Genomic DNA, 13,526 nt, shown 5'->3' on the forward strand with positions numbered 1-13,526 from the left:
TGATAATTGCCCTTGCTAATATCTTTATAATGGATAAAAAGACTAACCCGCTTAGGATTAGTCTTTACTACAACTAAATATTAATCAATTCCTGGATCGTTAGTTCTCGCAAGTCATCAACCAACCGATCGGCTCCACTCAGCTGCTCGGAATTACCTACTCCAATTGCATACATGCCGCAGGCTTTGATTCCATCGATCCCAGCTTGGGCGTCTTCAAAGCCAATTACTTCTTTTGGTTCAAGGTTCATTAATTGTGCAGCTTTAACAAAAGTTTCTGGATCTGGCTTGCCTTTTATCAGCGTTTTCGGATCGACGATGCCAACAAAGTAGTCAGTGAGCGCTAGTTTATCTAGTATGAAGGGCGCGTTTTGGGATGCAGAGGCAACCGTGCAGGGAATGTTGTATTTTTGAGCCTCCTCTAAGAACACTTTGACTCCCGGCAAAGTGTCTTGTGGTGTCAATTCTTCCAATAACTCAACATAATGCTGGTTCTTTTTCTCTGCCATTTTGCTTAATTCATCTTCAGAAAATACGTTTCTTTTTCCTCCATGTGTCACGATTCGTTCCAGCGATTCTTGGCGGCTGATGCCTTTCAGCTGTTCATTGAATGTCTCATCAATGGAAATAGTGATTTCCTCGGCTAGTTGTTTCCAGGCAATGTAGTGGTACTTCGCTGTATCAGCAAGAACACCGTCTAAATCAAATACAAATCCCTTCATTGATTGGTTCCTTCCGTTTGTTTTTCGATCGCATGCGTGTGATGATTAACATAGATCCGATGTTTTTGATTTTTGAAATATGTGTAAAACTCGATTTCTTTGATTTCCTCAGGCAAGTTCGGCGCAATCGTCAATTCATCTTCAACTACCTTAAGGTTACAAAAACCGTACACGATCGCCATAAAATTTCCACCCATTGATGCCGTGTGAATACCGTCTTTCGTGTTTTTATGACTATTATCCAAGTCGGTACGAGCATTTTTCAAGAAGTACTCATAACCTTTGTCGACCTGCCCTAAACGACTATATACCGTCGAAAAAGTCGAATACGAAAGTGAAGAGTCATGTGTCGTGACTTCATCATAATAGGCGATACTTTTTTCGATCGTCGCTTGTTCAAACGTATCTGGAAACAGCATTAACGCTAAAACCGCGTCGGCTTGTTTGGAAATCTGATAACGATAAATCGTTAACGGGTGATAATTCAGCAACAAAGGATAATTGGTTTCTTCCTTTGAATATGGCCAAAAGCCTTTATTCAAGAAATCGCGATCTTGCGCGATGATCCCTTTTTCTTCATCAAAAGGCAAAGCGATCTTGTCCGCAAGCAGCGCAAAATCTTTCAGTTCGTTTTCCCGCAGCTGAATTTTTTCAGTCAAAGCCGTCCAGCTCTCTGGATATTGTTCCTTCAGAACTTGTGCCAGCTGATGAATCCATCGGAACTGATACGCCACTAATTGATTCGTATAGTAATTGTCGTTGACCAGCACGGTGTATTCATCGGGTCCTGTAACTTTATCGATATGGAACTGATTATTTCTTAGATAGCCGATCTCCATAAAAACTCGCGCCGTTTCCACTAGAATTTCGAAGCCGCAGTCCGCCATAAACTCCAGGTCGCCGGTATAGCGGTAATACTGAATAAAGGCATACGCGATATCGGCATTGATATGATGCTGCGCTGATCCGCCTTCAAAAAATGGCGAGGATTCTGTTCCAGAGATTGTTCGCCAAGGATACAACGCACCTGTTTGATAGCCGAAAAGCTGACGATTTTCCCGCGCTTTATCTAAAATGCTGTAACGATAGGTTAATAATTGCTTCGCTAATGCGGGATTCAAATGTAAAAAGACTGGAAAAACAAACATCTCTGCATCCCAGAAATAATGGCCTTCATACCCACCGCCGCTCAACCCTTTAGCGGCGATACTGGTTGTTCCGTTAGTACCGAGCGACTGGAGCAGTGCAAAGGTGCTGTAATTCACGCTCTCCTCCAGCATTTCTGTACTTTTGATTTTAACCTTTGCATTCTGCCAAAAATCAGCCAAAAATTCCGTCTGTCTCCGTACGAGTTCCGCGAAAGGTGTATCCAAACCTGTATGTTTTTGCTGCTGAAAAGCATAGCTCAGATTTTTTTGATAGCTGCTTCCTTCCAATTTTGTATGGATCACGATTCGATCGTTTTCACTGGTTTGTGACTGTGTGTGATTGTCTATTGACCATGCTAACTCCGCTTCTAATTGTGAATGATTCGTTCCAAACTTGCAGCGATTTTCTGCTAAATCAATCTCTTTGATCGTGATCTTCTGCAAGTCATGGCTCATCCGCGGATCGTTCTTGTCTATCGTACGTACTGGATAATAGTTCAAATGAGTGATCAGCTCGATTTCCTCTTCATGATTCAACCGCTCAAAATCAATCTTCATGGAGAAGAGATTTTTATAGTGAAAAGAGGATAGACGTGAAATCGTGATTTTGGTTTGACGTCCTTGAGGTGAAGTCCATACTAACTTTCTTAACGTGAGCCCCTTTTCCATATCCAAATAGCGCTCGTTCTCGCTGATTGTACCTTCCAGAATAGAAAATGGTTCACCTCCGATCGTAATCAAGGTCGTTTGCCCATCGATCACGCTGATCATTGTTTCACCAGTGGGAGTGAAACCGTACATTTTTTCCGGATAATGGATGCCCTTTGTTTCATAGAAACCGTTGATATAGGTTTCACGGTTTGTCGAAAAATGATCGTAATAGCCTTCCTCCAAGTTTCCCCGCAAGCCAATCGAACCATTCCCGTTAAACAGTAGACTCTCCGCCTTCTCAAGCGTTTCAGTTTCATAGTCGTTTAAATAAATTTTCATGAGTGTCCTCCAAAAAGCAGGATAGAAGAACCTCCTTCTACCTACTCTACTTGTCTTTTCTTCTTATGAGTTCACTGCTAAACTATCTGCAGATTTTTCGGTCGGTGCCGCTTCAATCTTTTCTTCCTTTTGAAAAATAAAGGTCAATACGAAAGATAAAACAACCGACATAAGCATCATTACTAGTCCGGCAATGACATTACTCGTTCCTTTTTCACCTGAAAAGCCTAAGACCGCCATCAAACTATTTTGCGGCACATATAGCGTTACGTGCATTAGTCCAGCGAAGCATCCGGAGATTCCGGCACTAATACAAGCTGCTACTAACGGCTTTTTATATTTCATCGTAATTCCGTATAACGCCGGCTCTGTGATCCCCATGATTGCGGAAATCCCAGCCGCTGCGGCGATTGATTTCACATTTTTTTGCTTTGATTTGAAGGCAACAGCCAATGTCGCTCCTCCTTGGGCCAAGTTGGCACAGATTTGCGCCACTAAGATTAAGGATTCCGTTCCAGTTGCCGCAAATGAAGCAACAAAAATCGGTGTCAAGGCATGGTGCATGCCAGTCATTACGATAAATGGCATAGCGGCAGCCAATAATGCTACCATGATAAATCCTAATTGCCCTTGCATCAGGTTAATTACCCACGCCAATCCTTGTCCGGCATAATTTCCTAAAGGTCCAATGACAATCAATGCCAATGGTGCCGTGATCAATAATGTTAATGTTGGATTCAATAAAATTTTCAATGATTGCGGTGTAATTTTGTCAACGCCTCGTTCAATATAAGACATCACCCAGATCGTCAGCAACGCTGGAATCACCGATGCAGCATAGATCACACCTTGGATCGGCATTCCAAGAAAGGAGATCGGATCTCCTGAAGCGACCCATTGACTAAAGTTTGGGTGTAGGAAAACACCCACGACAATAATCGCTATTGACGTATTAACCTTAAATTTGTTTGCAGCGAAGACTGCCAACAATATCGGCATGAAATAGAAAGCCCCATCCCCAATAAAATCCAACACACGATACGTACTGGATTCATTCGACATCCAATTGAAGGTCGTGGATAAAGACAAGATTACTTTGATCATCCCAGCTGCGGTCAAGGCGGGAATCATCGGTGTCATGCAGCCAGTGATCGTATCGACCACTTTGTTAAATACACTCGTTTCTTTCATGGCTGAATCGCTTGTTGATTCAGATTGCTTGTTAACATCCGTGTCACCATTGACTACACCTTGATGAATAACTTCCTCAAAGACCTCTCCGACATGGCTGCCGATGATTACTTGTAATTGTGTCGGTGTCGGGTTTATACCCACCACACCATCGATGGTTTTTAGTACATCTAAATTTGCCGTTTCAGGATGCTTTAAATCAAATCGTAATCGAGTCGCGCAGTGGACTGCGGAATTGATGTTGTCTGTCCCCCCCAGACCTTTAATGACTTCTTTCGCTAATTGCTGATACTTTCTCATTTGTTTTGCTCCTTCCTATTCAAATACTACGGCACCATTTGACGAAATGACTTTTTGATAAAATGCGAAGCTGTCCTTTTTATAGCGCTGATGTGAACCATTATTTTGATCATCCTGATCCACATAGATCACACCGTAACGCTTGCTGATTTTCCCTTCACTAACACTTGGTAAATCAATAATGCCCCACATCAGATAGCCCATCAGCTCAATCCCGTCTTCTTCCATCGCCAGCAGCATGTTCTTCACATGACCTTGCAAATAATGGATGCGATAATCATCATGTACTTGATCATCCACAAATTCATCCTGCGTACCAATGCCATTCTCAACAATGAACAACGGTTTATGGTAGCGATCCTGAAGCTGATTCAAGGTAATTCTCAAGCCCAATGGATCATCCTGCCAGACACTTTTTCCCTTTGGTAGATACGGATTCCGCAAAGTTGTATACCCGTTCGTCGCAACTCGATCGATGCCGCCCTCTTCCGCCGCGGTACAAGCGCTAGAGTAATAACTAAAGGAAACAAAATCAACCGTATTCTTTTTTAAAATCGCTCGATCCTCTGGATGAATGGTTAACCTTAAGCCCTTATCCTTGATAAAATGCGAGAAGAATTTTGGATATTCGCCAAATACTTGCACATCTGAAAAAAGTAGATTCTCTTTTTCTTGCTGCAAAGCCGCGAAAACATCTTTTGGATCACAGGTGTAGGCGTAGGTCTTACCGGCTGCCAACATCGCGCCAAACTGGTTCTCTGGATCCATTTCTTTCCCAACTTCGATCGCCAATGCATTGGCCAATAATTGATGATGTCCTGCCTGATATTGGATCGATAAATTATCCTTACCTTCTTCAAACAAGATGCCACCGCCAATGAACGGGATGTGCAGAACCATGTTCATTTCATTGAAAGGAATCCAATAGTGTATCCGCCCTTTAAAACGTGCCATTACCGTTTTAGCGTAGTGAAGAAAATAATCAACCACCTGGCGATTTTCCCAACCATTGTATTTTTCAACCAAATTCAATGGAATTTCAAAATGAGACAAGGTCACAATCGGTTCCATCTGATATTTTTCCAGCTCGGTCAAAACCTTTTCGTAAAACTGCAAACCCGCTTCATTCGGTTCCCGTTCCACCCCCGTCGGAAAAATCCGCGACCAAGAGATAGAAAAACGAAAACTATTAGCTCCTAGCTCATTCAATAAAGCGATGTCCTTTTGATACTGGTGATAAAAATCATTGCCGTTTCGACCAGGATATATCTCATCGCCCTTTGGCTCTAAAATAGAATCGGTTTGATTCTTATATACTGCTTTGAGACGGCGACTGTCTAAAGGCAAGTAATCAAAATTGGAAGGCGCGCGACCATCAGCGAGGTAACTCCCTTCACTTTGCGCGGCAGAGATGGCTCCGCCCCAGAAAAACTGCGTTTCTTTTTTCATTTCTTTTTCTTCCTTTCAGATCGTATCCGTTTTCATTCGTGTTGATACCTTTATTATAATCGGGAAATCTTTTTTTCATTCCCCTATTTTTGTTGCATTATTCTCAAATATTGCCAAAAAGGCAATTACTGAATCAGTAATTGCCTTTCTTTAAATTATTCGATTTTCATTGTGTTACGATATTCTAAGGGCGCCATATCCATGGAGCCTTTAAACAGACGATAAAAGGTTTTATCACTTTCGAACCCCGTCTGAGTAATGATCTCCGACACTGGTAGGTCGCTATTGATTAGCAGCCACTTGGCCTTGTCTATTCGGTATTCATTCAAAAAAGTTAAAAAGGTTTTTCCCGTATTCTTCTTGAAAAATTTCGTAAAATAGAACGAACTATAGCCGGAAAACTCCGCAATATCCTGCAAGGTCACCACTTCTTGATAATGTTCTTCTACGTAGTTAAAGATTTGATCCAGCTTTTCTAATACATCCTGTGTTGCTAGTTTATTGATTTTCTTTAGCTGCTTTGTCTGCTTCGGAATATCGCGAAGTAATTTAGTAAGCAATTTATAAAGCTCCGCTTTTAAAGCGAAGTGACACCCTGAATCCTGTTTCTCTGCCTCACGATTCATGGTTTCAAGCACATTTCTAACCGCTGTTTCATCTTTTTCATCCCAATGAGGACTAATCGGTATTAATTCCGCAAACAGCTTTTGCAAATCTAAATTTTCTTTATTTCCAGTTGAAAAATAATTTAGATCAAATTGATAGACAAGTCGTTCGCTACCCGGTGAGGCTAAAACATAATGGATCAACCCACCGCCAATGAAGGCAATCTCTCCTTCACTCAATTTGTAGGGGTCATCATCGATCCCCAGTGAAATCGTTCCCTTCGTGACATAGATCAATTCCACTTCACGATGCCAATGAGGCGTTGTTAAAATATCGCCATCATTCATTAAAATCCGAAAGGGAAACTCCTTATCCAATTCAGGTATTTCTAAATAAATCGCCATTACATTCACCTCAAAATTCATTTTGCCGTAAAGTGAAGTGAAAGTAAACGCAATTTTGATCTAGTAAAAGTATTTTCATTCGTTTAGGCAATACTTGTTCTGAACAACTAATAATTGGTAAGACTAAGCATTATTTATCCTGTTTCTTCTTCCACACCGCAAGAGAAGCGCCAACCATTAATAGTCCAACCATCGTCAAACCAGGCATAACGATCATCCCCGATTGAGGATAACTCTTCGCAGTACTTGTTGGATACGTTTTTTGCGTCGCTGACGATGGACTTGTGGAACTCGTTGATTTCCCACTAGCGGTTACCAGAGGTTTCAGGTTCGCGATCGCAGCTGTTAGCTCTTCTAAAGCTGCGTGAATTTGTTCTGACGTTGCCTCTTCATTTGCTAAGGCTTCCTCCGCTTTCTTTAAAGCCTCCTCATATTTTTTCCAGCTGTCTTCTGTATAATTTTCCTTAACACGTTTTGTTTCCTTTTCTTTGTTGACTAAATCATCTAACGCCGTTTTCGTTGGTTTCCATTGAGCGTATAAGGTTACTGAGCCATCAGATTCGGCAACCAAATTTTGAACTTCCTGTGCATCTAAATAGCGAGTTGCTTGACCATTTGGTTGAGTATTCCAATTGATAAATACATAATCCGCTCGCGTAAATTTGTTAGCAGACAACTTTGCTCTTTCATCGTAATTCATGGTTTGAACAACTCGTTCGTCTGTTCCGTCATTCGGGTCAAAACTTATCTTGTATTGATTGGCCTGCCATTGAGCCAACAGCTTCAAATTTCCCGTTGTTCCTTTTTGAATTTCCTGCACGACTTTGCCGCTATCGGTAAGCCCTCGCTCCAACGTATTTTCAGAAACCAACCAGCCTAGGAACCTATAACCAGTCTTCGTTAATGCCGGTAGTCGGATAGTTTCAGACTCAACGGTGTATGGTATTGGTGAAATTGATGGATCATCAAAGGTTAGCGTATATTCTACGATTTCCCATTTTGCTGCTAGAACTCGATCACCAGTTTCTCCTATTGGAATTTTCTCAACTTTTGCCTCTCCATCATACCAGCCTATAAATTTGTAGCCAGATCTGTTTGGTGCCTCAAATGACTCGATCCCTTTTTCAATCGTGTAATTTTGCGACGCTATCTCCGAACCGCCGTTGCTATCAAAGGTAACTTTGTATTGGTTTGTTCGCCACTTAGCCTTCAATGTTCGGTCGCCTATTTCTCCAATTGATATGCTTTCGACTTTTGTTTCTCCTTCATACCAGCCTAGGAAGATATAGCCATTTCTATGTGGAACAGCGAAAGAATCAATTCCTTGTTCAACTGTATAGCTCCGATCAGAAATCGTGCTCCCGCCTTGACTGTCAAAAGTCACGTTATAATCAATCATTTTCCATTGGGCATACAGTGGGAGCTGTTCATCCTTTACTGCTGTTAAATTCTGAACGGATTCCTGATTTTCATAAGAAGTTCCTTGTCCATTTTGCGCTGTATTCCAATTGATAAATTGATACCCTTTCTTGATAAAACGATTCTCAGTCAGCAATTTTGATTTATCATAAGTCATTTCAAGAGGAACCATGCTGCCGGTTCCGCCATTCGATTCAAATAGTATGCTGTACGTATTCGCCAGCCATTGGGCATATAGATCAATCGTCTCTCCGTTTATAAGAGACAGGTTTTTTACTAATTCGCCATCACTATAGCTTTTTTCTCCTTCCCCATCAGCTGCTGAATTCCAACTATTAAAGGTAAACCCTAATTTATAATAGCTATTTAAGGTAAACCTCTTTTCTTCGTCATATTCAAAGGTTTGTTTGGGCATCGTTCCCTCTCCCGTATTCGCGTGAAACTTGACCGAATAAGTATCCACTAGCCAATCCGCAGTCAACTCCAGCGGTGCAATCACTTTTGTAGCAAAGCTATATGGCAAACCGCCGACACTCCAACCAGTAAATTGATAATGGGCTTTTCCCCCCGCATACTGAGGATCAGCGACGAGTTCATTTTCAAAAATCCTTTGATCTGGAATTAATTCACCGCTGCCGCCAGCTAAGTCAAAGGTTACGAGATGCTTCCGCTGAATCGTGTAAGTGTGAACAGCTCCAGGAAGTAATTGATTATGAGCCTCTCTAAAATCTTTCGTTGAATCATATACCTCGGCCCCTTCGTCCTGCACCCAGTGAGAGGTGGTTCGTCCTCCATTACTTTGAATGGGAAGCTCCAACAAGCCATAATTCGAAGAAAGGGTAAAATCACTGCCTAGCGTTAAACTAATCAATTTGTTGCATCCACCAAATACTTGAGTACCATATGTCACACTGACAGTGTTGAAATTTGTTAGGTCTAAAGTAGCTAGTTCTGAGCAAAGATGGAACATATAGGATATATCACTGACCATCGAAGTATTGAAATGACTTATTTTTAAATCGGTTAAGCTATCACAGCCCGCGAACATATAGGACATCGTCGTCACATTCCCTGTATCAAAATGTGAAAGATCCAATGAAGCTAACTTATGACAGTTCGCAAACATGAAAAACAAGGTCATCACATTCGAGGTGTCAAAATTTTCCATATCGATATCGATAAGCTCTTTGCAATTTCCAAACATATAACTCATATTCTCTACATTTATCGTATTGAAGCTTGATAAATCTAATGTGGTCAGGCTATGGCAGCGGTCAAACATACTCTGCATATTTTCACCATTTTTTGTATTAAAATTTTGAAGATCCAATGACTTCACACTGCCGCAATATCGAAACATGTACGAAAAATCAGTTACATTTTCTGTCACGAAGCTGGTTACGTCTATCAAGATTAGGTTACTCGCATTCTCAAACATACGGGCCATAGAAGTAACCTTCCCTGTATCAAAATTCGTCAAAGCAAGTTCAGTCAATCCCTTACAATAGCTAAACATCTTTAGCATCGTTTGCACATTTTGAGTGTCTAGTTCTTCAATATCCAGTGTACTCAACGACTCGCATTGAACGAACATGTAGCTCATATCAGTGATTGCGGAGTTATCTGCGTCGCCAAAAGAAACGGACTCAATTGGAGCTAAGCCCTCAACTCCGCCGCCAATGTCTACGCTAGCAAATAATCCACGAAAGGTCCCCGTGACTTTTACTGGTAGTAATCCATTTTTCGCCCTTTCGATTGAAAATGTTTTGGTCGTTTTTTGTAGTGCTGTCCCAAGTACCGCTTCTAAATCAATCTGAACCGGTAGGCCTTCAATTTCCGAGGGGACTTCAATCGTTTCTAAATCGCCAGAATAGCTTTGGATAACCATGTATTGACCATTCGTTGTCGCTGACCAGTCGTCCGTGTTCGAAAGCCGTTCCGTTTGATCGCTATTAGAGGGACGATCTACTTTTGCTGGTGACTTACTCGCTTCATCCCGAAAGGACTCTGATAATGCCGTTTTGCTGCTCAAGGAAGAAGTCGTACTTTCTGGAGATTGTTGACGTTCAGCTTCACCTGAAACCATAGCTGAGGTGCTCTCTTTTGTCGCAGCCTCTTCAATTTTGGAAGACGATGATTCCTCGGCAAGGACTTGCATGGGAACAATCATATAATTTCCTAACAATAAAACAGTCATGATCCCCGTACAGAACCATTTCTTTTTGGTTTTCTTACGAACAGCGTTCATATTTTCTCCTCCTATGCTAACTAATCCTTATATCTCTAATTTTAAATAGAAATTTCGCATAAAAGAATAGAAAAAACGCATAACAGAAATAGTTAAGGCCCTTTATATTAATAGAGTTTTAAAAAAAAGAACAGATAAAAAATGCTCAAAAGACAAACTGGATCGTCCTTTGAGCACTGGAATATTGAGTTGCTATTTCTTTGCTGGTTGTCTTCCCTCGTGATGCTTCTTCTTTTGATGATATTCAGCTAAGGCACGATTGAAATTCGCGATCACCGCTGTAATGATCCCTACACCGATCAATACATATACGATGGTGAACAGCTTCCCTAAAGCCGTCTGTGGTGACAAATCTCCATAACCAACAGTCGCTAATGTCATTACCGAAAAATACAGCGCATCCAAATAGCTCATGCCTTCCACATTATGATAGAAAATCGTTCCGATCGTGAGGATGAATAAGACCGCCAACATAATCGCCTTTTGTTCTTCCTGCTGGAACAGTATTTTTAAAATATGCCATAAACTTCTGAATAATAATAAAAACGCAACCATAAAACTCACCCTTCTGGTTCAATAATAGTTCACATCGGCTTAATTACACCTCATTTTACCAGATTAAGCGACATCGAAAAGAACTATAGAAAGTTTTTTCAAAGTCTTTTTCATTCACCTATTTATTTGAGACTGGTAGAATGAAGGTGAAAAGGAAGTGTAGAAGATGCTGCAAATTAAGCGTGCCTATTTACCAGCGGAGGATCTAGATGGCTATCGGGTGTTAGTGGATCGACTATGGCCTAGAGGAAAATCAAAAGAAACGGAAAAAATTGATCTATGGTTAAAGGAGATCGCACCAAGCTCCGACTTACGGAAATGGTTCAATCATGAGGCTGAAAAATACCCAGAGTTTGAAACCAGCTACCGGAAAGAATTACAGGCCGGTGAACAAAAAGAAGCACTCGATCAGTTGAAAACCGTACTCAAAGAACATAAGAACGTGACCTTAGTCTACGGGGCAAAAAATGAAACGCAAAATAACGCGCAGGTGTTGTATGACCTGTTGAATGAAAGAAAGCACTAAAACCAATGTGTTCTATTGGTTTTAGTGCTTTACTTCATTAGTAAATTTTTTTCGTGAAGTACTTAAGTAAAAACGGTGACGATAAGGTCGTAAACAGAATGACTAAAATGAATGCCGAATAATACTTTTGTATAACTAGTTGGGCTTGAAACCCTAATTGTACAATGATAAGTGCCATCTCTCCACGAGAAATCATTCCAGACCCTACCATCATACTACTATGATTGCCAAATCCCGCAAGTTTGCTTCCAAAAAAGCCGCCGAACAATTTTGAAACAACAGCGAGAAGCGTTAACACTAGGATCAAAATAACTTGATCACTCATTCCGTTGAAGGATACCTCTAGTCCAATGCTGACAAAAAAGACGGGAATAAAGACCGCATAACCGATCGCCTCCACATTGTATTGAACTTCCTTCCAGACCTTCGTTTGCCCGATTGCAACCCCAGTAAAAAAGGCCCCGATTACCGAACTCAACCCGATAAAATCCGCTAAATAAGACATGCTCAAGCATAGAATTAATGAAACAATAATCACTGAAGATTCTGCTAATAATTTATTGCTCAATCTCATCAAATAAGGTGCACCCCAACGAATCAAAAAGAAGATCGCCACAAAGAACAGCACTTGTTCTACCAGCATGATTCCCAATGGATTGTCATTACCACTTTTTGCTCCTAAGAACGACATACTTAAGCTGACGATCAACACTACTAAAATATCATCAACCACTGAGGCTCCAAGAATCGTTGAACCTTCTTTAGTATTGATTACATTAAGCTCCTTCAAGACTTCTACTGAGATACTCACGGAAGTCGCCGCCAAAATCAGTCCTAAGAAAAAGGATTCATTCAACGGGATATGGAACAGGTTTCCACCAAGTGTTCCCAGTAATACTGGAAATAGAATCCCTAGAACTGCCACATACATTCCTGGACGAAAATACTTTCGCAGTAATGAAAGATCACTCTCGATCCCTGCTAAGAACATCAGTAAAATGACACCAATCTCCGAAAAATCTTCCACCAGAATGTCTGGATGAACCAGCCGTAAACCAGCATTTCCTAATACTATTCCGACTAACAATTGTCCGATTACTGCCGGTATACCAAAACGCCGTGAAAAATGCCCAGCAACTGTTGTGCTGATCAAAATCAAACATAGTACACCAATAAATTCCACTTTCTTCATCTCCTCTTATGAGTACAGTCACTATCTGATAGGTGACTCATTCGAATAGCACAGACGAATTAAGAATAGCGAAAAATAGGCAGAAAGAAAAATATTTTAGCTTTCATTCAAGACCGAAAAACATTTAGCATCCTTAGAAGTATCGCCGAACCTCATCCTGATACGCGCGATAACGATCTCCAAAAACGGTTAGCAGAAACGCCTCTTCGCCTCGAATCTGCTGATCAAATAAAATAATTGCCATGACCGCCATTAAAATCATCATCATATTAGGATAAATCAACGCAACACCCAGATACAGCAAATCAAACGCGACAAAAGCCGGATTGCGACTAAACCGATAAATTCCGGTTGTCACTAACTCGGTTTTTTGTTTTTCATTGTAGCCCGCACGCCAATTCAAGCCCATCGTTCTTACAGCGATGAGAAACACAATCACTCCTGAAATAGTCAGCACTACTCCCACATAAACTAAACCATTCTGATTCCTCTCGAATAAGAATGGCGCAAGAAATTGAATAAGAGCTCCTATCCCCGTCATAGCTTTTAAAACGATCTCAAAATATTTTTCTCTTGAACGTTTTTTATCTCCTAATAAATTAACGTTGATTCCCTGCTTCTTCAACAATAGCGCCTTCGCGAGATAAATCAAATAGAACGCAATTACACCTAGTAAAGAAACCACCCTTACCCACATTTCCATTCCTCCTTCGATAAAACAAATGAAACGATAATCATATGAATATTATTTCATATATAGATTATCCAGTCAATGGT

Annotated in this window: 10 protein-coding genes; 1 reads left to right on the top strand and 9 read right to left on the bottom strand. The window is 40.9% G+C overall.

Annotated features, from left to right (window positions below; genetic code table 11):
• Nucleotides 1-73 precede the first annotated feature (73 nt).
• The 7 genes from pgmB to IGI38_RS13885 form a co-directional block, all read right to left on the bottom strand.
• On the bottom strand, nt 74-721 hold the full coding sequence (pgmB, locus tag IGI38_RS13855) for a beta-phosphoglucomutase (RefSeq protein ID WP_438731541.1): 648 nt from the start codon (nt 719-721) through the stop codon (nt 74-76).
• The gene (locus IGI38_RS13860; RefSeq protein WP_438731544.1) at nt 718-2,859 is read right to left on the bottom strand and encodes a glycoside hydrolase family 65 protein; all 2,142 of its coding nucleotides are present in this window, start codon (nt 2,857-2,859) and stop codon (nt 718-720) included. Before IGI38_RS13860 ends, pgmB begins: the two co-directional genes overlap by 4 nt.
• 63 nt (nt 2,860-2,922) lie before the next feature.
• Nucleotides 2,923-4,350, bottom strand: coding sequence for a PTS transporter subunit EIIC (locus IGI38_RS13865; RefSeq protein ID WP_438731547.1), 1,428 nt, complete (start codon nt 4,348-4,350; stop codon nt 2,923-2,925).
• Between the two features lie 15 nt (nt 4,351-4,365).
• Nucleotides 4,366-5,799 (bottom strand): family 1 glycosylhydrolase, encoded by a 1,434-nt coding sequence (locus IGI38_RS13870; RefSeq protein WP_438731550.1) that lies wholly within the window; start codon nt 5,797-5,799, stop codon nt 4,366-4,368.
• Between the two features lie 155 nt (nt 5,800-5,954).
• Entirely contained in the window at nt 5,955-6,809 is an 855-nt protein-coding gene (locus tag IGI38_RS13875) for an AraC family transcriptional regulator (RefSeq protein ID WP_438731553.1), read from the bottom strand.
• Between the two features lie 130 nt (nt 6,810-6,939).
• Nucleotides 6,940-10,476: an InlB B-repeat-containing protein gene (locus IGI38_RS13880; protein WP_438731556.1), complete on the bottom strand. Its 3,537-nt coding sequence runs from the start codon at nt 10,474-10,476 to the stop codon at nt 6,940-6,942.
• Between the two features lie 192 nt (nt 10,477-10,668).
• Nucleotides 10,669-11,031 (bottom strand): potassium channel family protein, encoded by a 363-nt coding sequence (locus IGI38_RS13885; protein ID WP_438731559.1) that lies wholly within the window; start codon nt 11,029-11,031, stop codon nt 10,669-10,671.
• A gap of 166 nt (nt 11,032-11,197) precedes the next feature.
• Between IGI38_RS13885 and IGI38_RS13890 the strand changes: the two genes are divergently transcribed.
• On the top strand, nt 11,198-11,557 hold the full coding sequence (locus IGI38_RS13890) for a DUF488 domain-containing protein (protein ID WP_438731562.1): 360 nt from the start codon (nt 11,198-11,200) through the stop codon (nt 11,555-11,557).
• 37 nt (nt 11,558-11,594) lie between these two features.
• On the opposite strand, the gene IGI38_RS13895 is transcribed toward IGI38_RS13890, so the two are convergent.
• Together IGI38_RS13895 and IGI38_RS13900 are read right to left on the bottom strand one after the other, a co-directional pair.
• Nucleotides 11,595-12,740 (bottom strand): cation:proton antiporter, encoded by a 1,146-nt coding sequence (locus IGI38_RS13895; protein WP_438733377.1) that lies wholly within the window; start codon nt 12,738-12,740, stop codon nt 11,595-11,597.
• Between the two features lie 142 nt (nt 12,741-12,882).
• The gene (locus tag IGI38_RS13900; protein WP_438731565.1) at nt 12,883-13,446 is read right to left on the bottom strand and encodes a methyltransferase family protein; all 564 of its coding nucleotides are present in this window, start codon (nt 13,444-13,446) and stop codon (nt 12,883-12,885) included.
• Between the last annotated feature and the right edge of the window lie 80 nt (nt 13,447-13,526).

It is taken from the genome of Enterococcus sp. AZ128 (genome assembly GCF_051714485.1).
Lineage (GTDB): Bacteria > Bacillota > Bacilli > Lactobacillales > Enterococcaceae > Enterococcus_A.